The organism is Streptomyces sp. WP-1, from assembly GCF_030450125.1.
Taxonomy (GTDB): Bacteria; Actinomycetota; Actinomycetes; order Streptomycetales; family Streptomycetaceae; genus Streptomyces; species Streptomyces incarnatus.
The window spans coordinates 4,385,715-4,408,506 of record NZ_CP123923.1; the positions used below are offsets into that span (position 1 = coordinate 4,385,715).

Consider the following 22,792-nt stretch of genomic DNA (forward strand, 5'->3'; position numbering starts at 1 on the left):
CTGGGCGGCGGGCATTGGCGAGGGTGGATTCGTCCGTAGGGCACCGCGCGCGGGTTGTCGAGGTGACGGCCGTACTCCACGCAGGCTTCACCGAGTTGGACGCCCTCGGCCCGGTGGCCGAGGGCGACGCACTGCACGGCGAGCCCGCGCAGTGCGGTGACGGAGAGTTCCGGGTCGCTGGCCTCGGCGGCTAGCGGGAAGGAGTGCGCGTAGTAGCGCTGGGCGAGACCGCGTAATTCCAGGTTATGACGGCTAGGCGAACGGTTCCGTCCCTCGTGACCCGCAAAGGGCCGCGGCCATGCTCGCCACCTGGCTGTCCGCTACCTCGCCCACGGCCTCGACCGCCGCCGCACCCGCGCCATCGTCCTCGCCGACCTCGGTGGCGTGCGGCTGCGCCAAGGCGATGTGGACGGTGCCATGGCCACCTGGCGGAGCTTCCTCGACTGCGCCGACGGCATCCGCTCGGTGAAGGTCCAGGCGGCCCTCCAGGACATGCGGGTCCGGCTGCGGCGGTACGACGGGGTGCCGGAGGCCCAGGAACTCCGTGAGCAGGCGACCCGTATCGCGGGGTGACCCTTTGGTCAAGAGTCGGATCCCCTATGGATCCCGTTCGGGAAAGACCCTGGATCGTTGGGCTAGGGCTGACGCACAGTGACGTCATGAGTGATCAATCAGAGGTGGCTGTCGCGCCTGTCGAGGCCTTCGAACCGCCGTACTACGTCGCCGTGTTCACCGCGATCCCGACCGAGGACCGGAGCGGCTACGGCGAGACCAACGCGCGTATGGAGGACCTGGTGAAGGAGGTCCCCGGGTACCTGGGGGCGGACCACGCGCAGACTCCCGGCGGGTTGTCCATCACCGTCGGGTACTTCCGTGACGCGGACGCCCTCACCCAATGGCGGAGCAACGCCGAGCACCGTGCGGCGCAGGAGCGTGGGCGAGCCGAGTGGTATCAGAGCTACACGCTGCATGTGGCGAAGGTGGAGCGGAGTCACGGGTTCAAGCGGGCGGGCGTAGGTCCCGGAAGCGCCGTTACGACGTCTGTGTGAGCTCGGTGAGCAAGTCGCGGACCCGGCGTTCGATCTCGTCGCGGATCGGGCGCACCGCCTCGACGCCCTGGCCCGCCGGGTCCGGCAACTGCCAGTCGAGGTAGCGCTTGCCCGGGAAGACCGGGCAGGTGTCGCCGCAGCCCATGGTGATGACGACGGCGGAGGACTGGACGGCTTCGACGGTGAGGACCTTCGGGATCTCGGCCGAGATGTCGATGCCCGACTCCGCCATCGCCGCCACGACGGCCGGGTTGACCGTGGCGGCGGGGGCGGAGCCGGCCGAGCGGACCCGGACGCTGTCGCCCGCGAGGTGGGTGAGGAAGGCGGCGGCCATCTGGGAGCGGCCGGCGTTGTGGACGCAGACGAAGAGGACGGAAGGGGTGGAGGGGGTGGAGGGCAGGTCAGGCATGGGCGGGGGCTTTCTGGGGGGCGGTGAAGTAGCGGCGGGTGCGTAGCGCGACGTGGACGAGGGCGATCAGGGCCGGTACCTCGATCAGCGGGCCGACGACACCGGCGAGGGCCTGGCCGGAGGAGGCGCCGAAGGTGGCGATCGCGACGGCGATGGCCAGCTCGAAGTTGTTGCCCGCGGCGGTGAAGGCCAGCGTCGTGGCGCGGGGGTAGTCCAGGCCGATGGCACGGGCCAAGGCCATCGAGCCCGCCCACATGACGGCGAAGTAGACCAGCAGCGGCAACGCGATGCGGGCGACGTCCAGGGGGCGTGCGGTGATGGCGTCGCCTTGCAGGGCGAAGAGGAGGACGATCGTGAAGAGGAGGCCGTAGAGGGCGAACGGGCCGATGCGGGGGATGAGTCGGGACTCGTACCAGGTGCGGCCCTTGGTCCGCTCGCCGATCCGGCGGGTGAGGTAGCCGGCCGCCAGGGGGATGCCGAGGAAGATGAGGATGCTGCGGGCGATCTGCCATGTCGACACGTCGAGGCCGGTCCGGGGCAGGCCCAGCCAGCCGGGGAGCACGGACAGGTAGAACCAGCCGAGCGCCGCGAACGCGATGACCTGGAAGACGGAGTTCAGGGCGACCAGGACGGCGGCGGCCTCGCGGTGGCCGCAGGCCAGGTCGTTCCAGATGATCACCATGGCGATGCAGCGCGCCAGGCCCACGATGATCAGACCGGTGCGGTAGGCGGGCAGGTCCGGCAGGAACAGCCACGCAAGCGCGAACATCAGCGCCGGGCCGACGACCCAGTTGAGCAGCAGGGACGGCAGCAGCAGGCGGCGGTCGCGGGTGACGGTGCCGAGGCGGTCGTAGCGGACCTTGGCCAGGACCGGGTACATCATCACGAGCAGGCCCAGGGCGATCGGCAGGGACACCCCGGTCACGGTCACCTCGGCCAGCGCGTCGCCCAGGCCCGGGACCAGGTGGCCGAGGCCGAGTCCGGCGGCCATCGCGGCGAGGATCCACAGCGCCAGGTAGCGGTCGACGAAGGAGAGCCGCCCCGCCATGTTCCTCTCGGCCGCGAGGGCGGTCACGGGCGCGGTCACGAGGTGGTGCCGTCGAGGAGGGGCGCGCCGGTGGGGCGCGTCAGGATGGCCGCCAGACGGTCGGTCATCTCCGGGACCAGCCAGTAGTAGACCCAGGTGCCGCGCCGCTCGCAGTCGATCAGACCGGCCTGGCGCAGCAGCTTCAGATGGTGCGAGATCGTCGGCTGGGACAGGTCGAAGGCCGGGGTCAGGTCGCAGACGCAGACCTCGCCGCCCGCCCGTGAGGCGATCATCGACAGCAGGCGCAGCCGGACGGGATCGCCGAGCGCCTTGAACACCTTCGCCAGCTCCGCGGCCTGGTCCTCGTCCAGGGGGGCGGTGAGCAGTCCGGGGCAGCAGTCGGAGGCTCCGGCGGTTCCGGGGGTTCCAGCGGTTCCGTCGGTCTGGTCGAGCAGCACCAGGTCTTGATTCGACATGTGTCTATGTTGACAGGCTTCGATACAGCGCGTCAATCTTGCATCGACAGTTATCGATTCAGACGTCGTGGATGTCGTCATGGATGTCTCGTGGATGTCGTAGGCGTCGAACGAAACCGGATGGGAGCCCCGCCATGTCCCGTGCTCAACTCGCCCTGCGCGTCCCCGACCTGGAGGCGTCGGTCGCCTTCTACTCGAAGCTGTTCGGCACCGAACCGGCCAAGCGGCGGGAGGGATACGCCAACTTCGCCATCACCGAGCCCCCGCTCAAGCTCGTCCTGATCGAGGGCGGCCCCGGCGAGGAGGAGACCCGGCTGGACCACCTGGGCATCGAGGTCGAGTCCACCGGTCAGGTGAGCGCCGCCACCACCCGCCTCAAGGACGTCGGCCTGGCCACCTTCAAGGAGAACGACACCTCCTGCTGCTACGCCCTCCAGGACAAGGTGTGGGTGCACGGCCCCGGCAAGGAGCCGTGGGAGGTGTACGTCGTGAAGGCCGACGCCGACACCCTCGGCAGGAGCGCCGACCCCGAGGCCCACCCCCAGGCCGACCCCCAGGCCGACCCCGACCCCGACCCCGAGGCCGACGGCTGCTGCGCCACGCGGACCACCGCACCCGTCTCGCCGTCGGCCTGCTGCGGCTGAATCCGGTCGTACGACTGTGACGGCACGCGGAAAGGGCCGGTGCGAAGGGAGTTCGCACCGGCCCTACGACGGCTCTGCCGTCAGCCGCACTGGCAGGGCGCGCCCGACTGGCAGCCGCAGCCGCAGCCGGAACCACAGCCGCACGCGGCGATCAGCGGCAGCCCCCTGATCTCCGCGGGCTGCTCGGACTCGCGCTCCTGCGCGGGGTCGGGGGTGGTGCTGGGGGAGTCGGTCATGGGTCCCTCCTGGACGCCGAGGCCTGGACGCCTAGGCCTGGTTGCCGGGGCAGGCATGCCCTCACCCATTTCATGCCCAACCGACCGGGCGCATCAACGGCGCACGGAGGCGCCGTACTTGGCGCTCGGCCGTCGGGGTCCGGTCGTCGGGGTCCGGTCGTCGGGGTCCGGCCGTCGAGCCCGTGGGCCCGCCCAGCAACCGGCCCCCCGGGTACCAAGCAAGGTCCCCCACCCGGTGCCAAGCAACCGGCCCCTCACCGGGTACCAAGCAACCGGGCCCCCACCCGGTACCAAGGTGGAGCAGGCCCCCGCCCCGCCCGGCCAGGGCTACGCCCCCTCCACCCCCGTCACCGGCTGGATGTCCGACTGGATCTCGTCCGCGTGTTCGCCGGTCACCAGGTACACCACCCGCTTCGCGACGGCGACCGCGTGGTCGGCGTAGCGCTCGTAGTAGCGGCCGAGCAGGGTGACGTCGACGGCCGTCTCGATGCCGTGCTTCCAGCGGTCGTCGATGAGGTGCTGGAAGAGGGTGCGGTGCAGCAGGTCCATCTCGTCGTCGTCCTGCTCCAGCTGGAGCGCGAGGTCGACGTCCTTGGTCACGATGACCTCGGCGGCCTTCGCCATCAGGCGCTGCGCGAGCTGGCCCATCTCCAGGATGGTCGCGTGCAGGTCCTGAGGGACGGCGCGCTGCGGGAAACGCAGCCGGGTCAGCTTCGCCACGTGCTGGGCGAGGTCGCCGGAGCGCTCCAGGTCGGCCGACATGCGCAGCGACGTCACGACGATGCGCAGGTCCGTCGCCACCGGCTGCTGCCGCGCCAGCAGGGCTATCGCCCGGGCCTCCAGGTCGTGCTGGAGCTCGTCGACCTTCTGGTCCGCCTCGATCACGCTCTCGGCGAGCTTGAGATCGGCGTCCAGCATGGCGGTCGTGGCGCGTCCGATCGCCGAGCCGACCAGCCGGGCCATCTCCACCAGACCGTCGCCGATCGAGTCCAGTTCCTCGTGGTACGCGTCCCGCATCAGGGTTCCCTCTCGTATACGTGCTTCCGGGGGTCGTCGTCCGGGGGCCGGCGGCAGAACCGGCGGTGCGAACCCCACGCTCCCACGCTCCGCCCCGTACGCGTCCGTTTCCGGCTTCCCAAATGAACCGACCCTGGCCCCTAGGTGAACTCTGGGCGACGAGTGTTCGAGGTCGCACCCGATCGGCTGTGGGCATGTCGTACCCCATGCCTAACCTGGACGCATGGACGTGAACGCGGCGGTCGCCGCAGCGGCAGCGATCGCCGGGGTGCTCACCGGCGTCATCGCCATGCTGGCGTTCCGCTGGAGCGAACGCGACCAGAAGCGACCGACCAGGACTTCTTTGCATACCGATCCCGTACTCCCGCCCGGAGTGGACACCGTTCTCTCGGTGCTCCGCTCCTCCGCAGTGGTCCTCGACGAGGCCGACTCCGTCGTCAAGGCCAGCTCCGCCGCCTACGCCCTCGGCCTGGTGCGCGGAGGCAAACTCTCCATCGAGCCCATGCTGCAGATGGCCCGCGACACCCGGCGCGACGGTGAGATACGCCAGGTCGAGCTGGATCTGCCCCGGCGCGGCAGCGGACGCGGCGAGGCGCTCGCCGTCTCCGCGCGGGTCGCGCCGCTCGGCTCCCGCCTGGTCCTGCTGCTGGTCGAGGATCTGACCGAGGCCCGCCGGATCGAGGCCGTACGACGCGACTTCGTGGCGAACGTGAGCCATGAGCTGAAGACGCCGGTGGGCGCCCTGTCCCTGCTGTCGGAGGCCGTCATGGACGCCTCCGACGACCCCGAGGCCGTGGAGCGCTTCGCGGGCCGGATGCAGATCGAGGCGACCCGGCTGACCAACCTGGTGCAGGAGCTCATCGACCTGTCCCGGGTGCAGAACGACGACCCCCTGGAGGACGCCGAGCCCGTCCAGGTGGACGAGCTGGTCGCCGAGGCCGTGGACCGCTGCCGCCACCAGGCGGGCACCAAGCAGATCACCATGGCCACGAATGTGGGTGTGCCCGAAGGGCTCGATCAGGGTGGTGGCGGGCGACGGGCGGGCGGCACCGCCGACCTGCACGTCTGGGGAAACCGGGGCCAGCTGGCCGCCGCCCTCGGCAACCTGGTCGAGAACGCGGTGAACTACTCCCCGGCCCGCACCCGGGTGGGCATCGCCGCCCGGCGGGTCAGCGCCCCCGGTGGTGACATGATCGAGCTGGCCGTGACCGACCAGGGCATCGGCATCTCGGACAAGGACAAGGAGCGCATCTTCGAGCGCTTCTACCGCGTCGACCCGGCCCGCTCGCGGGCCACCGGCGGCACCGGTCTGGGTCTCGCCATCGTCAAGCACGTGGTCGCCTCGCACGGCGGGGAGGTCACGGTCTGGAGCGCCGAAGGCCAGGGCTCCACGTTCACCCTCAGGCTGCCGGAGGCGGGCGCGGCCCGTGACCGCGCGCTCCAGCACCCGGACCCCGGCCTCGACGACGAGACCGGTCCCACCGAGTCATCCCCGTACGAACCGCTTCCCTCCCCGGAGGTCCTTCCGTGACCCGAGTGCTCGTCGTCGAGGACGAGGAGTCCTTCTCCGACGCTCTGTCCTACATGCTGCGCAAGGAGGGCTTCGAGGTCGCCGTGGCGGCCACCGGCCCCGACGGCCTCGACGAGTTCGAGCGCAACGGCGCCGACCTCGTCCTGCTCGACCTGATGCTGCCGGGCCTGCCCGGTACCGAGGTGTGCCGCCAGCTGCGCGGCCGCTCGAACGTCCCCGTGATCATGGTGACCGCGAAGGACAGCGAGATCGACAAGGTCGTCGGGCTGGAGATAGGAGCCGACGACTACGTCACCAAGCCCTTCTCCTCCCGCGAGCTGGTCGCCCGGATCCGCGCGGTGCTGCGCCGCCGCGGCGAGCCGGAGGAGGTCACCCCGGCCGCGCTGGAGGCCGGTCCGGTCCGCATGGACGTCGACCGGCACGTGGTGACGGTCGGCGGCGCCAAGGTCGACCTGCCGCTCAAGGAGTTCGACCTGCTGGAGATGCTGCTGCGCAACGCCGGCCGGGTGCTCACCCGGATGCAGCTGATCGACCGGGTCTGGGGCGCCGACTACGTGGGCGACACCAAGACCCTGGACGTCCACGTCAAGCGCCTGCGCGCCAAGATCGAGCCGGACCCGGGCGCCCCGCGCTACCTGGTGACGGTGCGCGGCCTGGGCTACAAGTTCGAGCCGTAGACCGAAGGCCCGACGCGGAAAGGGCGGCACCCCCACGGGGATGCCGCCCTTTCGCGTGCTGCGTGGGTCCGTACGACCACTCAGTGACCGGTCGTACGGCGGCTCGGCGGGCGGTCGTACGACCGCTCAGCCGTTGTACGACCGCTCAGTGGCCCGTCGTACGACCGCTCAGTGACCCGCGCCGGTCGATGCCGAGGACGAGTCGCTCGGGGTCGGGTTGGTGCCCGTGGTGCCCGTGGTGTCGCCCGCGCCGGTGCTCGCGCTCGACGAGGGGTTCGCCCCGTGCTTGCCCGGCTTGGCGCTGCCGGAGGCGGTGGCGGTGGCGCCGGCGGCCGGGGAGCCGGTGGGGGCGGCCGGGACCTTGGAGGGGCCCCACTTGTCGAAGTAGCTGGTGGCCGGGACCACGAAGGCGCGCAGGCTCACCGCGCCGGCCTTGCTGAAGGTGAAGGTGACCGGCTGGGCGTTGCCGTCCTGCACGCTCTGGTGGCCGCCGGGGATCTCGGCGGAGGCGTTGTCCGGGCCGCCCAGGATCAGGGAGCCGTGCGCCGGGACGGTCAGGCTGCCGCCCTTGGCCGGGGTCAGCTTCACGGTGTCGCCGGTGCCCGGGACGCTGATCGACTGGAGGGTCTCGTCGTCGGCGCCCGAGTTGAACAGGGTCGCGGAGACCACGGCCGGGCCGGTCGCCTTCGGGTCGGGCTGGGTGATGACCAGAGCGTTCTGGATCTTGATGTCGCCGACGCTGGTCGCCGCGTTGTCCGGCTTGACCTCAAGCGTCTGCGAGTCGTTGCCGGCGCCGCAGGCGGCGAGCGAGGCGATCGAGAAGACAATGGCGGAAGCGGCGAGGGCGCCGCGTCGAAGGCTGCTGCTCACGGCGGCGGCAACTCCTAACGCAGGGGCGGCTTCCTTGTAAAGCCGTCCTAAGTGTCTGTCAGCGGCTTCAGGTTACCGAGCCGTTCCCGCGCGATCGCACCCGACCCTCCCCCTCGCCCCGGGCTTCCCGCCAGGTGGGGGTACGTGGCCCCGCCGACGTCTCACGCGTCCCCGCAGTCACAACCGCCACTTCGGCCACTTTGCCGAGGTCGCGGTACGCCATTCGCATAACCGGGCGCAAAATTTCCGTGAAGGAATGTGGGGCCGTCCCGAAATTGATCACCGGTTCACCCGTCCGGCCGTCACTGATCAATTCTGGAAACGGCTCACATGGGCCCGGGGCCTCCGAACGGAGTAGCGGAAGTCGTACGCTAGGAATCGGACAAATCGGGACGTTCATCCACTTGGAGTGTGCGCGCGAGGTGTGTAACGTACGCGTTTCACCCCGCCCGAACAGCCCCTCCCACCTGCGAATTCCCGCTTCCGGAGGGCCCTCGCAGCACGTTCCGGTTGCTGTTGTCAAGCCCCGAGATATGCCCTGACCTGCGAAAACGCCATTCAGAAGACGCCGTATCCGTGTTACCCTGGATAGCCACGGAAGGGGTACCTGTCACATGACGTTCAAGGTTGGCGACACCGTGGTCTATCCCCATCACGGGGCCGCGCTGATCGAGGCTATCGAAACTCGCCAGATCAAAGGCGTGGACAAGACCTACTTGGTGTTGAAGGTCGCCCAGGGTGACCTCACGGTGCGTGTGCCAGCGGACAATGCGGAGTTCGTCGGTGTGCGTGACGTGGTCGGTCAGGACGGACTGGACCGGGTCTTCGAGGTGCTGCGCGCGCCGTACGCCGAGGAGCCCACGAACTGGTCCCGTCGCTACAAGGCAAACCTGGAGAAGCTCGCCTCCGGCGATGTCATCAAGGTCGCGGAAGTCGTGCGTGACCTGTGGCGTCGTGAGCGCGAGCGCGGACTGTCCGCCGGTGAGAAGCGCATGCTCGCCAAGGCCCGCCAGATCCTGGTGAGCGAGCTCGCTCTCGCGGAGAACACGAACGAGGACAAGGCCGAGGCCCTGCTCGACGAGGTGCTCGCCTCCTGACGTGCCCGTGCCGTGGGTGGCGATCCCTGGTCAACGGCTGATGTTCTGATCGGTCCTGCCCCTCGCCCCCACTCCCCGCACACGCTCAGCACAGTGCTCTCGCACATTCTCAGCACAGCGAAAATGCCGCGGTGCCCGATGACACTCGATTCTGTCGCCGGGCGCTGCGGCATGTTCGTCCCCGCGGCGCCGCCTGTGGCGTACCCCCCGGAAAGCCCCTGAAAACGAAGCGGGCCCCCGATACTCAAGGTGCCGGGCCCGGGTGGACGGCTCGACCAGGGTCACGGAAAGGGTCCGGTCAAGGCGTCGCGCCCGGCACTCCTGAAGGCCATACCCAACAAGGTCGAGCACACAAACCTGACAGGAACCGATGTCTGACGAATCGCGTCCCTCGCCCGCCGGACCGCCCTCGGCGCCCGCGCAGGCCCCCGTCGCCGCCGTGATTCCCGCCGCCGGCCGCGGCGTACGGCTCGGACCGGGCGCGCCCAAGGCGCTGCGGGCGCTCAACGGCACGCCGATGCTCATCCACGCCGTCCACTCCCTGGCCGCCTCCCGTCATGTCTCCCTCGTCATCGTGGTCGCCCCGCCGGACGGACCCGGCGAGGTGAAGTCGTTGCTCGACGCGCACACGCTGCCGGAGCGCACGGACTTCCAGGTGGTGCCCGGCGGCGAGTCCCGCCAGGAGTCGGTGGCGCTCGGCCTCGCGGCCGTACCCCCCGAGTACGGCGTCGTCCTCGTCCATGACGCGGCCCGTCCGCTGGTCCCCGTCGACACCGTGGACGCGGTGATCGAGGCCGTACGCGACGGCGCCCCGGCGGTCGTCCCCGCGCTGCCGCTGGCCGACACGGTCAAGGAGGTCGAGCCGGCCGCCGCGCCCGGCGCGCCCGAGCCGGTCGTGGCCACGCCGGAGCGGGCCCGGCTGCGGGCCGTGCAGACGCCGCAGGGGTTCGACCGGGCGACGCTGGTGCGCGCGCACGAGACGGTGACCGAGGACGTCACGGACGACGCGAGCATGGTGGAGCGGCTCGGCCTGCCCGTGGTGACCGTCCCCGGTCACGAGGAGGCGTTCAAGGTGACCCGCCCGCTGGACTTGGTCCTCGCGGAGGCGGTCCTGGCCCGCAGGAGGCTCAACGATGGCTACTGAGACGGTCCTGCCCCAGGTCGGCATCGGCACCGACATCCACGCCTTCGAGGAGGGCCGCGAGCTGTGGTGCGCGGGCCTGAAGTGGGAGGGCGAGGGGCCGGGTCTGGCCGGGCACTCCGACGCGGACGTGGTCGCGCACGCCGCCTGCAACGCGCTGTTCTCCGCGGCCGGGCTCGGTGACCTCGGACAGCACTTCGGCACCGGGCGGCCCGAGTGGTCCGGCGCGTCGGGGGTCACGCTGCTCACCGAGGCCGCGCGGATCGTGCGCGCGGCGGGCTTCGTCATCGGCAATGTCGCCGTGCAGGTGATCGGCCCCCGCCCGAAGATCGGCAAGCGGCGGGACGAGGCCCAGAAGATCCTCTCCGAGGCGGCCGGCGCGCCGGTGTCCGTCTCCGGTGCCACGACGGACGGCCTCGGCTTCCCGGGGCGCGACGAGGGGCTGATGGCGGTGGCGACGGCGCTGGTGGCGCGGGTGTCCTGAATTCCGCGGCCTCCTGGTGCGGGTGAGCCGAGGGCGTGCGAGGGTACCCGGAGAGTCACCGTCCGCGGCCTTTCGGAGGTACCCATGTCCGCCGCCCTGTCCGACCGGCTCAAGTCCCTGCTCGACGGCAAGGTGTTCATCGTCGTCGGCACCGTCCAGCCCGACGGCAGCCCGCAGATGTCCCCGGTCTGGGTGAAGCGCGACGGCGAGCACCTCCTCTTCTCCACCACGGTCGACCGCCGCAAGAAGCTGAACCTCGACCGCGACCCCCGCGTCACCGTCGTCGTCATGAACCCCGACCAGCCCTACGAGTACGCCGAGATCCGCGGCACCGCCGAACTGACCACCGACGGCGGCCGGTCCCTCATCGACGACCTGAGCCTCAAGTACACGGGCAAGAAGTACGCCGAGTTCAACCCGGAGTCCTCCGAGGACGCGGAACGGGTCGTCGTACGAATCACGCCACGCAAGGTGGTCGGTCGGCTCTGAACCACCCGCCCCGCCCCGGCCGCAGCACGGCCCGGGAAACAGAACCCGGCGTACAGCCCGACTCGGCCGGCCCGAGCGCGTGGCCCGGGTGGGCGCGTGGCGCGAGGTGACCGGGCGGCTCTGGGGTGCCGCCCGGTCACGCTGCCGATTTCTGCCGGGCCACCTCGCGGGCCCGCGCGTCCAGGGCGCGTACGGCCGGCAGCGATACGTACGGCCGGATGGACGTCCGCAGGGTCGCGAAGTGTTCGTCACCCCGCGCACTGCTGACACCGGCGTAGTCGTCCAGGAACATGTCCCACTCCCGGGACGCCTCCTCCACGTGCCTCATCTCCATGAGCCGGGTGGCGAGGAGGCCGGTCGCGTGCATGCGGCCCTGCCGCTCGCCGGAGGGACGCGCCTTGTTGGATCGCCGCAGGGCTTCGACAGATCCGGGCCGGTCCCTGAGTTCCCACAGGACGTGGGCGACGTGGAATTCGTAGGCGGCGCGATCGTATCCACCGATGTGGTCGTTGCGGCCGTCGGCCTGCGAGAGCGCCTTTTCGGTTTCCCGGAGTCGGTCGAACGCCTGCCGCCGGTCGCCGACCATGGCGGCTCCGTGTGCCTGCTGGCCACGCAGGAATGCCACCAGGCGCGGTCCTGAGGCCGGAGCGGCTTGCGCGGCCGAGTCGGCGAGTTCGAGGGCCTTCGGGCCGTGACCCAGGTTCGAAGCCTGCAACGCCATGCCGCGCAGGGTGCGGCAGTACGTCACATGGTCCTCGGCGGCACCGGCGAGTTTCAGCGCCGTCATGTAGTACTGCTGGCCGACGCCGTGTTCGCGCTCGTACATGGCCATCCACCCCGTGAGGTACGTGAGATCCGAGGCCGCGGCCCGCATCGCGCGCTTCACCTCGTGCGTTCCGTCGGCACGCAGACAGGGCCCCACGGTGTTGACGAGGAATGCCGCTGCCATGGGACGGGCATGGCCACCCCCGAGGTCGTCGAGGATGTCCGCGATCTGCTCCGTCATCCGCGTCACGGTCTCCACGTCGGACCGGCCGATACGGGTGGTGCGACCGGCCGCAGCGTGATCTGTCCGGCCTGCGATGTCGTCGTAACGGGGGATGGCCAGGGCCGCCGAGTACAGGCCCGCGCCGAGCACGGCGCGCCGGGATGGGTCCATGTCCGCCCTTCCGAGGTCGACGATCCCCGACACCACGGCCGGGGGCTCGGTGGTGTCGCTGTCCCAGCAGAGTTCCACCGAGGTTACGGGCCGCCCGAGCAGACGTGAGAGCGCTTCGGTGACGGCAGGGCGCGCTTCCTTCTTCGGCCGGTGGCCTCTCAGCCACTGCGAGACGGCCGTTTTGGTGTAGGTCAGGCCGAGGCCGAGTTCGGTGCCGACGGCATTGACTCGACGTGCCAACTGGTCGTTCCGGATGTTCCCCTCTCGCATGAGCGCCGCCAGGACGTCGTTCGGCATGAGTGACTGTCGTCCCATCGTGACCCCCGAGCGTGTGCAACCTGTGCAACTCACCGTCCACTGTGCTCGCTTACTCATGGCCGCGCACAGGTGTTGAGTGATTACCGGCCGCTCGGTGCTCACCCCGCCGGCCGCCGGCCGTCCCGCACCGGCAGGCGTCGCTGATCGCCCGGAACTCCCGGCAGCGGACGTCACCGTCGGATCATCTGGGAAACGAGGAGACTCATGCAGCCTTCAGCGCCATCCGATCAGGTAAAGCCCTGGGGACTCGGACGCATGCGGCCCTACCCCGCGGCGGCGGTCCTTCCCGCCGCCCGGCCGGTCCTCGACCCGGGTACGCAGGTTCCCGTGTGGGCCGCTCCTGACGGGACGCCCCTGCCGGTGGAGGAGGCCAGGCACAAGCGGTCGGAGACGTCGCAGGAGACGAGTACGAAGACCAGCCTGGACGGCACCCCTGATCAGGGCAGCGACCAGAACGGGGACGCCGACTGATGGCTCCGGGCAGGTCGCCCGTCCTCGTCGTCACGCGGCTGGACGACGCCACCGCGGACGGTGTGATCAGCGAACTGAACCTGCGCCGGGTACCGGTGGTCCGCCTGGACCCCGGCGACTTCCCCGGAGAGATCCGCTTGTCGGGCACCTTCGGCAGCACCGGACCCGGAGGGACTCTCGCCACTGCCTCCCGAACCCTCGACGTGGGGAACGTCCGCTCGGTGTACTGGCGGCGGCCCACCCCTTACATCGCCGACCGCGCCATGGCGGACCTGGCAGCACGATGGAGCATCGAAGAAGCCCGCTACGGACTCGGCGGCGTCCTCGCCGCCCTTCCCGGAGCCCACTACCTGAACCACCCGTGGCGCAACCGGGATGCCGAGTACAAACCGGCGCAACTGGCCACCGCCGCCGCGTGCGGTTTCACCGTGCCACCCACGCTCGTCACCAACGACCCCGATCGTGCCCGCGCCTTCATCTCGGAGCACGGGCCCGTGATCTACAAGCCACTTCGCGAGACCGCCTACACCGACAGCACCGGCCGCGCACTGACGGTCTGGATCGAGGACGTCACTCCCGACCAGGTCGACCACCGGGTACGCCACACCGCCCACCTGTTCCAGCAGCGCGTCGGCAAAACCGCCGACATCCGCCTGACCGCTGTCGGCGACCACCTCTGCGCCGTCCGGATCAGCGGCTCACCCGGGATCGACTGGCGCCGCCACTACGAACAGCTCACCTACACACCCCTGCCCGTCCCGCCCGAGATCGCCGGAAGCGTCCGCGCCTACCTCGACGCCTTCGGGCTCGTCTTCGGAGCCTTCGACTTCGGACTGGACCGTGACGGCCGGTGGCATTGGTACGAGTGCAACCCGAACGGCCAATGGGCCTGGTTCCCCGACCGCATCACCACTCCCATCACCCGCGCCATCGCCGATCAGCTACAGCACGGAGCCCCCGCATGACCGACCCCGACGACCTGCGCCGCCGACTCGCGGCCGCCGTCCCCGTGGACGACCCGGCATGGCGCACCGCCCTGGAAACCGTGCCCCGCGAACTCTTCATCGGCGAGGGCCTGTTCCGCTTCGACGGCCGCCACTGGGCCCCCCTCCACCGCGATCGGACCGACCCCGCCGAGTGGCTGCGTCTCGTCCACCAGGACGTCACCTGGGTCACCCAGGTCGACGGTGTCGCCGCCGCCGACGCCACCGCCCCGCTCACCGGACGCCCCACCTCGTCCAGCACGCTGCCCTCTCTGATCGTGCGCATGCTCGACCTCGCTCGTCTCGGCGACGGCGACAAGGTGCTGGAGATCGGCACCGGAACCGGCTACTCCACCGCCATCCTGTGCAGTCGTCTCGGCGACAAGAACGTCTGCTCCATCGAGTACGACCCCCACCTTGCCGCCGCGGCGGCCGATCGCCTGCGCTCGGCCGGTCACAACCCCGCTCTCATCACCGGTGACGGCCTCGCCGGACACAGGGACGGCGCCGAATACGACCACATCGTGGCCACCTGCGCCGTACGCCACATCCCCCCGGCCTGGCTCCGCCAGGTACGCGACGGCGGCACCATCACCACCGCCGTCGGCGGATGGCTGCCGGCTTCCGGCCTCGTTCGCCTCACCGTCCACGACGACGGAACGGCCACCGGCCCCTTCCACGCCGACCGGATCAGCTACATGCTCGCCCGCCCCCACGAACGACCGCCCCGCCCCACGTTCCACAAGCACCCCGGGCGCACTCGCTCCACCCGTGTGCGGCCCGCCCTCCTGGAGGACTGGACCGGGCAGTTCCTCGCCCAGCTGGCCGCGCCCTCCGCCGAACTCATGACCACCGGCACGGGCGTGATCCTGGTGGACGTCGCCACCGGTTCCCAGGCATGGACCGAACCCGCCGGGGAGGGATGGACCGTCCACCAGCACGGACCCCTCCAGCTGTGGGACCAGGTGGAAGGCGCCCTCACCACCTGGCGGAGCGCCGGCTCACCCACACTGTCCGACTTCGGTATGACCGTGGAGGAGGACGGCACCCAACGTGTCTGGCTCGGCAGCCCCGACGGGCCGTCCTGGAACCTGCCTGTCTGAGGCCCGCGCACGGCATCGCCCGGCCTCGGCCTGCACGGCGTCTGCGCAGGTCACAGTGGTGTGGTGACTCTCCTGGGCATGCGGAACGCTCCGGCCCGTCGTGCGGGCGAGGGCTCCGGGGCGGGGCGCACGGTCAGGCCGCCGCACGGGGGGATCACCGCAAACAGCGGGGAGGGCGCCGTAAAGAGGGGAAGGGGCGTGAGGCACTGGGTCGCGACCACTACCCTGGAGTGGTGACTATTCGCCTGTACGACACCAGCGCCCGGCAGATCCGTGACTTCGACCCGGTCAAGCCGGGCTGTGTCTCGATCTACCTGTGTGGCGCCACGGTGCAGGCGGCCCCGCACATCGGGCACATCCGCTCGGGCCTCAACTTCGACATCATGCGCCGCTGGTTCGAGTACCGCGGCTACGAGGTGACGTTCGTCCGGAACGTCACCGACATCGACGACAAGATCATCACCAAAGCCCGGGAACAGGGCCGCCCGTGGTGGTCCATCGGCTATGAGAACGAGCGGGCGTTCAACGACGGCTACACCGCCCTCGGCTGCCTCCCCCCGACCTACGAGCCCCGCGCCACCGGCCATGTCACCGAGATGGTCGAGATGATGCGCACCCTCATCGAGCGCGGACACGCCTACGAGGCCGACGGCAGCGTCTACTTCGACGTCCGCTCCTGGCCCGGCTACCTGGAGCTGTCCAAGCAGGACCTGGACGAGATGCGCCAGCCCACCGAGGAGGGCATCACCGGCAAGCGCGATCCCCGCGACTTCGCCATGTGGAAGGCCACCAAGCCGGGTGAGCCCGACTGGGAGACGCCGTGGGGCCGCGGCCGTCCCGGCTGGCACCTGGAGTGCTCGGCGATGGCCCACAAGTACCTGGGCTCCGTCTTCGACGTGCACGGCGGCGGCCTCGACCTGATCTTCCCGCACCACGAGAACGAGATCGCGCAGGCCAAGGCCTTCGGCGACGAGTTCGCCCGGTACTGGGTGCACAACGCCTGGGTCACCATGAGCGGCGAGAAGATGTCCAAGTCGCTCGGCAACAGCGTGCTGGTGTCCGAGATGGTCAAGCAGTGGCGCCCCATCGTGCTCCGCTACTACCTGGGCACCCCGCACTACCGCTCGACCATCGAGTACAGCGAGGAGGCCCTGCGCGAGGCCGAGGCCGCCTTCGGCCGGATCGAGGGCTTCCTTCAGCGTGTGACCGAGCTGGCCGGCAAGTCCGTCGAGCCCGCCGCCGAGGTCCCGCCCGCCTTCGCCGAGGCGATGGACGACGACCTGGGCGTCCCCGGCGCCCTCGCCGTGGTGCACACCACCGTCCGCCAGGGCAACAGCGCGCTCGCCGCCGACGACAAGGACGCCGCGGTCGCCCGCTTCGCCGAGGTCCGCGCCATGCTCGGCGTCCTGGGCCTGGACCCGCTGGACGAGCAGTGGGTCGGCGAGTCCGACCAGAGCGAGGATCTGCACGGCGTCGTCGACAGCCTCGTACGCCTCGTCCTCGACCAGCGCGAGTCCGCCCGCGCCCGCAAGGACTGGGCCACCGCCGACGCCATCCGCGACCAGCTCGCCCAGGCGGGCCTGGCCATCGAGGACAGCCCGCAGGGCCCGCGCTGGACCCTCGGCGCGCGCTAGCCCGCCGCGGGCGCCCCTTGATCGATTGTGCCGCCCGGCCCCCCGGGCGGCACACTGCATAAGACGTACGTACGAACAAAGCTCACGGAACAGGTGACTCATGGCCGCGAACAACCGCCGCATGTCCGGCAAGAAGGGCGCGCAGGTCGGCAGTGGCGGCCAGCGGCGCCGGGGCCTGGAGGGCAAGGGCCCGACCCCGCCCGCCGAGATGCGCAAGGGGCACGTCAAGCAGCGCGCCGCCGCCGCGAAGGTCCGCCGCGCGCAGGGCGGCCGCCCGCAGCCGCGCCGGGGCGGCGGCAAGTCGGCGTCCGAGCTGGTCGTCGGCCGTAACCCCGTGGTCGAGGCGCTGCGCGAGGGCGTCCCCGCGTCGACCCTCTACGTGCAGCAGTTCATCGACAACGACGAGCGCGTCCGCGAGGCCCTCCAGCTCGCCGCCGAGCGCGGCGGCATCAACCTCATGGAGGCCCCGCGCCCCGAGCTGGACCGCATGACCAACGGCCTGAACCACCAGGGTCTGGTCCTCCAGGTCCCGCCGTACGAGTACGCGCACCCCGAGGACCTGCTCGACGCCGCCGCCGACGAGGGCGCGGACCCGCTGGTCGTCGCGCTCGACGGGGTCACCGACCCGCGCAACCTCGGCGCGGTCGTCCGCTCGGTCTCCGCGTTCGGCGGCCACGGCGTGGTCGTGCCCGAGCGCCGCTCGGCCGGTATGACCGCCGGTGCCTGGAAGACCTCCGCCGGTGCGGCCGCCCGTACCCCGGTGGCCCGCGCCACCAACCTCACCCGCGTCCTGGAGCAGTACAAGAAGGCGGGTGTCGCGGTCGTCGGCCTGGCCGCGGACGGCGAGGCCGAGATCGGCGAGCTGGAGGCCCTGTCGGGCCCGGTCGTGATCGTGGTCGGCAGTGAGGGCAAGGGCCTGTCCCGGCTCGTCGGCGAGACCTGCGACTTCCGGGTCCGCATCCCGATGCCGGGCGGCACCGAGTCCCTCAACGCCGGTGTGGCCGCGGGCATCGTGCTCTACGAGGCCGCCCGCAGGCGGAGCTGAGCCGTCGCGGCGACGCGCCGACGGGGCTGAACACCCGTCCGGAACTTCACCCTTACGCGGGAATTCCGGCGTCCATATGGCGTTCGACGCTGCTTTGACGGGGCCCGGACACATCCGCCCGGTCAAAGCAGTGTCCTAACCCCACGTCACTCGGTTAGATGAGTGTGGACACCAGAACACCCCGCACACCCACGGGGGACCGCTCGTCGGGATTCGACGACGCTCCCGCGCTGAGCATGGTGAAGGTGCCGAGCGACCCGGCGCAGATCATCGTCAACCACGCCAGCTTCCGCGTGCAGCTGGGCGGGACGGCCGGGCGCACCCGGTCCGCCCGGATCGCCCGCCATCTCAGCGCCGCCCAGGACACCGCCCGGATGCCCGTCGCGGCCCCGGCGGCCCGGGCCGGCGCCGGCCGCCGCCGGCCCGTCGTGTGGAGCGGCCGCTCCGCGCCCGACGACACCGGCGCCCACCGGCTTCTCCAGGCCGTGCGGGGCAGCATCGTCCGCCACGCCGAGGAGCCCGACACCGGCGCCACCCGCGTCATCCCGCGCGTCGGCACCACCGGCTACGACGAGGCGTACGACGCGCTGGACCAGACCGTCGAGACCCCCGTCGTCGGACACCAGCGCACCTCCGCCGACGACGACGGGGGCACCCGCCTCCTGCCGCACATGCGCAGCGGCTCGTACGACCAACCGCCGTACCCGCAGCCGGGCTTCGGGCGCCACGACGGGTACGACGAGTACGACGACGAGCCCACGGAGTCGTTCCGGCCGTACTCCGAGGACGACGCGGACGACGAGGACGACCTCCACGACCTCGACGCCCCGCGCCCCGCCCGGCGCGGCACCGACGACCCGGGCCGGCACGCCTACTACCCCGGCCGCCGGATGAACCTCGGCGTGGTGCTGCTCCCGCTGCGCATCTTCCTGGGCTTCATCTCGATCTACGCCGGCATGGGCAAGCTGTGCGACCCCGTCTACTTCGACGGCGGCAAGCGCGGCTCCATGGTCACCTGGCTGAACACCCTGCACCCCTGGGAGGTCGCCGAGCCGCTGCGCCAGTTCGCGCTGCACCACCCGGTCGGCTCCGGCCTGGTGATCGCCTTCCTCCAGGTCGTGGTGGGCGTGCTGACGATCCTCGGCTGCTGGCAGCGGGTGGCCGCGGTGGTCGGCGTGCTGCTGTCGGCCGCGCTGATCGTCACGGTCAGCTGGAAGACGGTCCCGGCGTACGACGCCCCGGACATCATCTACCTGGCCGCCTGGTCCCCGCTGATCATCGCCGGAGCGCCCGTCTACTCGGTGGACGGCCGTCTCGCGGGCAGCGCCTGGCGGCGGCTCGGCCCCCGCTCCGACATCTGGGAGCTGCGCCGCTATGTGCTGCGCCGCGGCGCCCTGATCACCGCGCTGACCGTCGGCCTCACCCTGCTGGTGGGCTCGCTGCTCGGTGGCGCGGTCCGCGACTCCAGCCGCGTGGTCGTCCCCGGCCCCGGCGAGGCCCCCCGCAACAACGTCCCCGGCTCCCCGCTCCCCGGCGAGCCCGGCACCCGGCACAAGACCACCCCGTCCGCGCCCACCTCCCCCTCGGGCGGTGCCACGGCCGGTGCGAGCCCCTCCGGCTCGGCCACCCCGGGCGCGAGCCACACGGCGGGCGGTACGACCAGCACGCCGAGCGCGACCCAGGGCACCACGGGCCGGCTCCCGTCCCGCCAGTCCGCCCCCACCGGCGGCGCCCCCAGCACCACGGCGGGCCCGACCGGCACCGGTGGCACCTCCACCACCTCCGGCGGCTCCGCCCCGGGCGGCACCTCCACGTCGAGCGGCGGCGCCTCCACGGGCCAACCGGGCGTGCTGGGCGGCCTGTTGGGCTGACGGCAGCGCACAGGAGAGGGGCCCGGTACCGCGAAAGGTACCGGGCCCCTTTTGCTGCCCGGGGGGGGGAGGGAGGGAGGAGGCTTGCCGCCCCGGGGGCGCGGGGGATGATCTGCACGAACAGCCCGACGCGCCCGCGCCCGCGCCCGTACCCGGGCCCGCGCCCGTACCCGGGCCCGCGCCTGTACCCGGGCCCGCGTCCGGCTACCGGCCCGCGCCGGCCAGCTCCTTGGCCGCTTCGGTCAGGTCCTTCGCCGTGTCGATGGCCCGCCAGTACGCGCCCTGCGGCAGCGAGTAGCCCGCGAGCTTCCGTTCCCGGGCGAGGCCGGGGAACGTCGTGCGCTCATGGTCGCCGCGCTCGGGCAGCAGGGTGGTGAACTCCGGCGAGAAGACGTACACACCGGCGTTGATCTCGAACGTGGACGGCGGGGCCTCGATGAAGTCGGTGATGTGCCCGAAGCCGTCGGTCCGCACCGCGCCCCAGGGGATCCGCGGCCGGGCCAGCGCGAGCGTCGCCACGGCGTCCCGCTCGGTGTGGAAGTCGGCCATGTCCCGCAGCGAGAAGCGGGTCCAGATGTCGCCGTTGGTGGCGTACCAGGGCCGGTCCGGGTGGGGGAGATGGGCGGCGGCGAACTTGAGGCCGCCGCCGCGGCCGAGGGGCTCGGTCTCCACGACGGTGCGCACGGAGACCGGCAGCCGGGCCGAGTCCAGCCAGTCCTGGAGGACCTCGGCGAGGTGGCCGCAGGAGACCACCACGTCCGTCACACCCTCTTCGGCGAGCCAGGTGAGCTGGTGGCCGATGATCGGGGTGCCCGTGCCGGGGATCTCGACCATCGGCTTGGGCCGGTCGTCGGTGTACGGACGCAGCCGGGAGCCCTGGCCGCCGGCCAGGATCACGGCTTGAGTGGGGCGCGACGCGGCGTTCGGATGGGTCATGGACCGCACTGTACGTGGCGCCCCGGGCCGGGTTCAGCTGCGTGCGGCCAGTACCCCGGTCGCGAAGGAGGTGTCGCACACCGGGCGGGCGTACGACTGGGCGCGCGAGGCGCCGTAGATGCGCACGGCGGCCCGGCCGAGGGAGCGGGCGATGGAGGTGCAGTGCCGGGCGAGCGAGGGGTGGCCGTTGACGGCCTCCTGGAGGTGGGTGAGGACCACGCCCGGGTTCTTCTCGTGCAGTTCGCTCAGCAGGCGGTCGCGCAGCACGTCCTCGGGGGCGTGGGCGACCGTCTTGGGCGCGGACTGCACCGACGTGACGTCGGAGGCGGTGAGCACCGAGCCGGCGGGGCTTCCGGTCCAGTTGACCCGGGTGACCGCGAGGGTTCCCGAGAGCACCAGGACGACGGGCAGGACGAGGGCGAGGGAGCGGCCGACCCGGCGGGCAGGGCCCCGGTGGCTGCGTCGCGTCTGAGTGGTGATGGAGTGCTTCACGCGTGTGAGGGTAGCGGGCGGTAATGGCGCGAGGACATTCCGTCACTCTTACGGGGGATGAGAAAGTGCGGTTTCCGGGGTAGGGGGTTGACGCCCGGCCCGGAACGATCATGCGAAGAGGGCCCCGCGGTGTGCCGCGGGGCCCTCTGTCGTCGTGGTGTCCTGGCGGCGCTCAGTCGGACAGGCGCTCGCCGGTGGACGTGGAGAACACATGGGTCTCGCCGGGGCGCGGTACGACGTGCAGGGTGGCGCCCTTCTCCGGCACCTGGCGGCCGTTCACGCGCACGACCAGGTCGTTCAGGCTCCCGTCGATGTCGGCGCTGCCGTAGACGTAGCCGTCGGCGCCCAGTTCCTCGACGACGTTCACCGAGACGGCGAGGCCGGCCGGGGCGTCGGCGGCGTCCTTGGTGAGGGCGGACGCGGCGGCGCCGCCGTGCTCCACGACGTCGAAGTGCTCGGGGCGCACGCCCACGGTCACCGTGCGGTCACCCTTGTCGGTGGCGGCCTTGAGGGCCTCGCGGTTGACGGGCACCACGCTGTTGCCGAACTTCACGCCGCCGTCGGTGATCGGGACCTCGACCAGGTTCATGGCCGGGGAGCCGATGAAGCCGGCGACGAAGAGGTTGGCGGGCTTGTCGTACATGTTGCGCGGGGTGTCGATCTGCTGGAGCAGACCGTCCTTGAGGACCGCCACGCGGTCGCCCATCGTCATGGCCTCGACCTGGTCGTGGGTGACGTAGACGGTGGTGATGCCGAGCCGGCGCTGGAGCGAGGCGATCTGGGTGCGGGTGGAGACGCGGAGCTTGGCGTCCAGGTTGGACAGCGGCTCGTCCATGAGGAAGACCTGGGGCTCGCGCACGATCGCGCGGCCCATCGCGACCCGCTGGCGCTGACCGCCGGACAGGGCCTTCGGCTTGCGGTCGAGGTACTCGGTGAGGTCGAGGATCTTCGCGGCCTCCTCGACCTTCTGCCGGATCTCCGCCTTGTTGACGCCGGCGATCTTGAGCGCGAAGCCCATGTTGTCGGCGACCGTCATGTGCGGGTAGAGCGCGTAGTTCTGGAACACCATGGCGATGTCCCGGTCCTTGGGCGGCAGGTGGGTGACGTCGCGGTCGCCGATGCGGATGGCGCCGCCGTTGACGTCCTCCAGACCCGCGAGCATCCGCAGCGAGGTGGACTTGCCGCAGCCCGACGGGCCGACCAGGACGAGGAACTCGCCGTCCTCGATCGCGATGTCGAGCGCGTCGACGGCGGGCTTGGTGGAACCCGGGTAGATCCGGGTCGCCTTGTCGAACGTGACAGTGGCCATGGTGAATGGGCCCCCTTCTACCGGCAGGAACGTGCCGGACGATCCGTTGTAGGAAGGTGGTTGGTGTGGTCCACGCGAGTGAACCGGTTCGAGACGGTACCCGGGGTTCACGTGATCTGTCAGTACATGGGCGACGGTGAACTTCGCGGAAATTTTCGACGGTCCCACCAGGTGACGTGGGTACACTGCACAGACACGCCCGCGCGGCACGCGCGGCAGGCCTCCTTAGCTCAGCTGGTCAGAGCGCCGCTCTTGTAAAGCGAAGGTCGTCGGTTCGAATCCGACAGGGGGCTCCGCATGGCACAGGGCCGCCCGGTGGGCGGC

At 71.2% G+C, this 22,792-nt stretch carries 26 protein-coding genes and 1 tRNA gene; 17 read left to right on the top strand and 10 right to left on the bottom strand.

Features of this window, described 5'->3' with window-relative positions; genetic code table 11:
• The first annotated feature begins 62 nt into the window (after window positions 1-62).
• From QHG49_RS19155 to QHG49_RS19165, 3 genes are all read left to right on the top strand, one after another.
• Entirely contained in the window at window positions 63-194 is a 132-nt protein-coding gene (locus tag QHG49_RS19155) for a hypothetical protein (RefSeq protein WP_301490477.1), read from the top strand.
• A gap of 223 nt (window positions 195-417) precedes the next feature.
• Window positions 418-573, top strand: coding sequence for a hypothetical protein (locus tag QHG49_RS19160; RefSeq protein ID WP_301490478.1), 156 nt, complete (start codon window positions 418-420; stop codon window positions 571-573).
• Between the two features lie 86 nt (window positions 574-659).
• Complete coding sequence (locus QHG49_RS19165; RefSeq protein ID WP_301490479.1) at window positions 660-1,049, top strand: antibiotic biosynthesis monooxygenase; 390 nt, start codon at window positions 660-662, stop codon at window positions 1,047-1,049.
• Here the strand turns inward: QHG49_RS19165 and QHG49_RS19170 are convergent.
• From QHG49_RS19170 to QHG49_RS19180, 3 genes are read right to left on the bottom strand one after another with little or no spacing between them, the layout of a single operon-like run.
• A complete protein-coding gene (locus QHG49_RS19170) occupies window positions 1,033-1,458 on the bottom strand; it encodes an arsenate reductase ArsC (RefSeq protein WP_301490480.1) in 426 nt (141 codons plus the stop codon). The genes QHG49_RS19165 and QHG49_RS19170 overlap by 17 nt on opposite strands.
• The gene (gene arsB, locus QHG49_RS19175; protein ID WP_301492848.1) at window positions 1,451-2,506 is read right to left on the bottom strand and encodes an ACR3 family arsenite efflux transporter; all 1,056 of its coding nucleotides are present in this window, start codon (window positions 2,504-2,506) and stop codon (window positions 1,451-1,453) included. The genes QHG49_RS19170 and arsB overlap by 8 nt, the downstream gene beginning before the upstream one ends.
• A gap of 35 nt (window positions 2,507-2,541) precedes the next feature.
• Window positions 2,542-2,961 (bottom strand): helix-turn-helix transcriptional regulator, encoded by a 420-nt coding sequence (locus tag QHG49_RS19180; RefSeq protein WP_301490481.1) that lies wholly within the window; start codon window positions 2,959-2,961, stop codon window positions 2,542-2,544.
• A 134-nt stretch (window positions 2,962-3,095) separates the two neighbouring features.
• Between QHG49_RS19180 and QHG49_RS19185 the strand changes: the two genes are divergently transcribed.
• Complete coding sequence (locus tag QHG49_RS19185) at window positions 3,096-3,605, top strand: ArsI/CadI family heavy metal resistance metalloenzyme (RefSeq protein WP_301490482.1); 510 nt, start codon at window positions 3,096-3,098, stop codon at window positions 3,603-3,605.
• 80 nt (window positions 3,606-3,685) lie between these two features.
• Here QHG49_RS19185 and QHG49_RS19190 read toward each other — a convergent pair whose 3' ends face one another.
• The gene (locus tag QHG49_RS19190) at window positions 3,686-3,841 is read right to left on the bottom strand and encodes a hypothetical protein (RefSeq protein WP_301490483.1); all 156 of its coding nucleotides are present in this window, start codon (window positions 3,839-3,841) and stop codon (window positions 3,686-3,688) included.
• 327 nt (window positions 3,842-4,168) lie between these two features.
• A complete protein-coding gene (phoU, locus tag QHG49_RS19195; protein ID WP_145485837.1) occupies window positions 4,169-4,858 on the bottom strand; it encodes a phosphate signaling complex protein PhoU in 690 nt (229 codons plus the stop codon).
• A gap of 223 nt (window positions 4,859-5,081) precedes the next feature.
• On the opposite strand from phoU, the gene QHG49_RS19200 reads away from it, so the two are divergent.
• Both QHG49_RS19200 and QHG49_RS19205 read left to right on the top strand, forming a co-directional pair.
• Window positions 5,082-6,389 carry a cell wall metabolism sensor histidine kinase WalK gene (locus tag QHG49_RS19200; protein WP_301490484.1) on the top strand — a complete coding sequence of 436 codons (1,308 nt, stop codon included), beginning with the start codon at window positions 5,082-5,084 and terminating at the stop codon, window positions 6,387-6,389.
• Window positions 6,386-7,066 carry a response regulator transcription factor gene (locus QHG49_RS19205; RefSeq protein WP_037653407.1) on the top strand — a complete coding sequence of 227 codons (681 nt, stop codon included), beginning with the start codon at window positions 6,386-6,388 and terminating at the stop codon, window positions 7,064-7,066. Before QHG49_RS19200 ends, QHG49_RS19205 begins: the two co-directional genes overlap by 4 nt.
• 168 nt (window positions 7,067-7,234) lie before the next feature.
• Here the strand turns inward: QHG49_RS19205 and QHG49_RS19210 are convergent, their stop codons facing one another.
• On the bottom strand, window positions 7,235-7,936 hold the full coding sequence (locus QHG49_RS19210) for a DUF461 domain-containing protein (protein ID WP_301490485.1): 702 nt from the start codon (window positions 7,934-7,936) through the stop codon (window positions 7,235-7,237).
• A 614-nt stretch (window positions 7,937-8,550) separates the two neighbouring features.
• Here QHG49_RS19210 and QHG49_RS19215 point away from each other — a divergent pair.
• The 4 genes from QHG49_RS19215 to QHG49_RS19230 all read left to right on the top strand — a co-directional run bounded on the left by QHG49_RS19215 (window position 8,551) and on the right by QHG49_RS19230 (window position 11,147).
• A complete protein-coding gene (locus tag QHG49_RS19215; RefSeq protein ID WP_003953493.1) occupies window positions 8,551-9,033 on the top strand; it encodes a CarD family transcriptional regulator in 483 nt (160 codons plus the stop codon).
• Between the two features lie 370 nt (window positions 9,034-9,403).
• Complete coding sequence (gene ispD, locus QHG49_RS19220; protein WP_159702600.1) at window positions 9,404-10,177, top strand: 2-C-methyl-D-erythritol 4-phosphate cytidylyltransferase; 774 nt, start codon at window positions 9,404-9,406, stop codon at window positions 10,175-10,177.
• Window positions 10,167-10,658 (top strand): 2-C-methyl-D-erythritol 2,4-cyclodiphosphate synthase, encoded by a 492-nt coding sequence (gene ispF / locus QHG49_RS19225; RefSeq protein ID WP_145485841.1) that lies wholly within the window; start codon window positions 10,167-10,169, stop codon window positions 10,656-10,658. Before ispD ends, ispF begins: the two co-directional genes overlap by 11 nt.
• 84 nt (window positions 10,659-10,742) lie before the next feature.
• Window positions 10,743-11,147: a PPOX class F420-dependent oxidoreductase gene (locus QHG49_RS19230; RefSeq protein ID WP_145485842.1), complete on the top strand. Its 405-nt coding sequence runs from the start codon at window positions 10,743-10,745 to the stop codon at window positions 11,145-11,147.
• A gap of 136 nt (window positions 11,148-11,283) precedes the next feature.
• Here QHG49_RS19230 and QHG49_RS19235 read toward each other — a convergent pair whose 3' ends face one another.
• Window positions 11,284-12,621 (bottom strand): hypothetical protein, encoded by a 1,338-nt coding sequence (locus QHG49_RS19235; RefSeq protein ID WP_370530581.1) that lies wholly within the window; start codon window positions 12,619-12,621, stop codon window positions 11,284-11,286.
• Between the two features lie 258 nt (window positions 12,622-12,879).
• Here QHG49_RS19235 and tgmA point away from each other — a divergent pair, with 258 nt between their 5' ends.
• From tgmA to QHG49_RS19265, 6 genes are all read left to right on the top strand, one after another.
• Complete coding sequence (tgmA, locus tag QHG49_RS19240) at window positions 12,880-13,095, top strand: putative ATP-grasp-modified RiPP (protein ID WP_370530485.1); 216 nt, start codon at window positions 12,880-12,882, stop codon at window positions 13,093-13,095.
• Window positions 13,095-14,060: an ATP-grasp ribosomal peptide maturase gene (gene tgmB / locus QHG49_RS19245; RefSeq protein WP_301490487.1), complete on the top strand. Its 966-nt coding sequence runs from the start codon at window positions 13,095-13,097 to the stop codon at window positions 14,058-14,060. The genes tgmA and tgmB overlap by 1 nt, the downstream gene beginning before the upstream one ends.
• Window positions 14,057-15,181: an ATP-grasp peptide maturase system methyltransferase gene (gene tgmC, locus QHG49_RS19250; protein WP_159702594.1), complete on the top strand. Its 1,125-nt coding sequence runs from the start codon at window positions 14,057-14,059 to the stop codon at window positions 15,179-15,181. Before tgmB ends, tgmC begins: the two co-directional genes overlap by 4 nt.
• 233 nt (window positions 15,182-15,414) lie before the next feature.
• Window positions 15,415-16,815, top strand: a complete 1,401-nt coding sequence (gene cysS, locus QHG49_RS19255) for a cysteine--tRNA ligase (RefSeq protein WP_301490488.1) — start codon at window positions 15,415-15,417, stop codon at window positions 16,813-16,815.
• A gap of 100 nt (window positions 16,816-16,915) precedes the next feature.
• Window positions 16,916-17,860: a 23S rRNA (guanosine(2251)-2'-O)-methyltransferase RlmB gene (rlmB, locus tag QHG49_RS19260; protein WP_111583924.1), complete on the top strand. Its 945-nt coding sequence runs from the start codon at window positions 16,916-16,918 to the stop codon at window positions 17,858-17,860.
• A 158-nt stretch (window positions 17,861-18,018) separates the two neighbouring features.
• Window positions 18,019-19,731: a DoxX family protein gene (locus QHG49_RS19265; protein ID WP_201300595.1), complete on the top strand. Its 1,713-nt coding sequence runs from the start codon at window positions 18,019-18,021 to the stop codon at window positions 19,729-19,731.
• 204 nt (window positions 19,732-19,935) lie between these two features.
• On the opposite strand, the gene QHG49_RS19270 is transcribed toward QHG49_RS19265, so the two are convergent.
• The 3 genes from QHG49_RS19270 to QHG49_RS19280 all read right to left on the bottom strand — a co-directional run bounded on the left by QHG49_RS19270 (window position 19,936) and on the right by QHG49_RS19280 (window position 22,468).
• Window positions 19,936-20,667, bottom strand: a complete 732-nt coding sequence (locus tag QHG49_RS19270; protein ID WP_159702588.1) for a nucleotidyltransferase family protein — start codon at window positions 20,665-20,667, stop codon at window positions 19,936-19,938.
• Window positions 20,668-20,700: 33 nt separating this feature from the next.
• Entirely contained in the window at window positions 20,701-21,159 is a 459-nt protein-coding gene (locus QHG49_RS19275) for a hypothetical protein (protein WP_145485848.1), read from the bottom strand.
• 172 nt (window positions 21,160-21,331) lie between these two features.
• A complete protein-coding gene (locus tag QHG49_RS19280; RefSeq protein WP_145485849.1) occupies window positions 21,332-22,468 on the bottom strand; it encodes an ABC transporter ATP-binding protein in 1,137 nt (378 codons plus the stop codon).
• A gap of 219 nt (window positions 22,469-22,687) precedes the next feature.
• On the opposite strand from QHG49_RS19280, the gene QHG49_RS19285 reads away from it, so the two are divergent.
• Window positions 22,688-22,761, top strand: a tRNA-Thr gene (locus QHG49_RS19285).
• The last annotated feature ends 31 nt before the right edge of the window (window positions 22,762-22,792 follow it).

Excerpts from the sequence above, each read along its gene's own strand:
- rlmB (WP_111583924.1), top strand. The coding sequence starts at position 16,916 with ATGGCCGCGAACAACCGCCGCATGTCCGGCAAGAAGGGCGCGCAGGTC.
- ispF (WP_145485841.1), top strand. The coding sequence starts at position 10,167 with ATGGCTACTGAGACGGTCCTGCCCCAGGTCGGCATCGGCACCGACATC.
- QHG49_RS19185 (WP_301490482.1), top strand. The coding sequence starts at position 3,096 with ATGTCCCGTGCTCAACTCGCCCTGCGCGTCCCCGACCTGGAGGCGTCG.
- tgmA (WP_370530485.1), top strand. The coding sequence starts at position 12,880 with ATGCGGCCCTACCCCGCGGCGGCGGTCCTTCCCGCCGCCCGGCCGGTC.
- QHG49_RS19215 (WP_003953493.1), top strand. The coding sequence starts at position 8,551 with ATGACGTTCAAGGTTGGCGACACCGTGGTCTATCCCCATCACGGGGCC.
- QHG49_RS19170 (WP_301490480.1), bottom strand. The coding sequence starts at position 1,458 with ATGCCTGACCTGCCCTCCACCCCCTCCACCCCTTCCGTCCTCTTCGTC.
- QHG49_RS19165 (WP_301490479.1), top strand. The coding sequence starts at position 660 with ATGAGTGATCAATCAGAGGTGGCTGTCGCGCCTGTCGAGGCCTTCGAA.
- ispD (WP_159702600.1), top strand. The coding sequence starts at position 9,404 with ATGTCTGACGAATCGCGTCCCTCGCCCGCCGGACCGCCCTCGGCGCCC.
- tgmC (WP_159702594.1), top strand. The coding sequence starts at position 14,057 with ATGACCGACCCCGACGACCTGCGCCGCCGACTCGCGGCCGCCGTCCCC.
- QHG49_RS19280 (WP_145485849.1), bottom strand. The coding sequence starts at position 22,468 with ATGGCCACTGTCACGTTCGACAAGGCGACCCGGATCTACCCGGGTTCC.
- QHG49_RS19265 (WP_201300595.1), top strand. The coding sequence starts at position 18,019 with ATGAGTGTGGACACCAGAACACCCCGCACACCCACGGGGGACCGCTCG.
- QHG49_RS19180 (WP_301490481.1), bottom strand. The coding sequence starts at position 2,961 with ATGTCGAATCAAGACCTGGTGCTGCTCGACCAGACCGACGGAACCGCT.
- phoU (WP_145485837.1), bottom strand. The coding sequence starts at position 4,858 with ATGCGGGACGCGTACCACGAGGAACTGGACTCGATCGGCGACGGTCTG.
- QHG49_RS19230 (WP_145485842.1), top strand. The coding sequence starts at position 10,743 with ATGTCCGCCGCCCTGTCCGACCGGCTCAAGTCCCTGCTCGACGGCAAG.
- arsB (WP_301492848.1), bottom strand. The coding sequence starts at position 2,506 with ATGGCGGGGCGGCTCTCCTTCGTCGACCGCTACCTGGCGCTGTGGATC.
- QHG49_RS19270 (WP_159702588.1), bottom strand. The coding sequence starts at position 20,667 with ATGACCCATCCGAACGCCGCGTCGCGCCCCACTCAAGCCGTGATCCTG.
- QHG49_RS19190 (WP_301490483.1), bottom strand. The coding sequence starts at position 3,841 with ATGACCGACTCCCCCAGCACCACCCCCGACCCCGCGCAGGAGCGCGAG.
- QHG49_RS19235 (WP_370530581.1), bottom strand. The coding sequence starts at position 12,621 with ATGGGACGACAGTCACTCATGCCGAACGACGTCCTGGCGGCGCTCATG.
- tgmB (WP_301490487.1), top strand. The coding sequence starts at position 13,095 with ATGGCTCCGGGCAGGTCGCCCGTCCTCGTCGTCACGCGGCTGGACGAC.
- QHG49_RS19160 (WP_301490478.1), top strand. The coding sequence starts at position 418 with ATGGCCACCTGGCGGAGCTTCCTCGACTGCGCCGACGGCATCCGCTCG.
- QHG49_RS19200 (WP_301490484.1), top strand. The coding sequence starts at position 5,082 with ATGGACGTGAACGCGGCGGTCGCCGCAGCGGCAGCGATCGCCGGGGTG.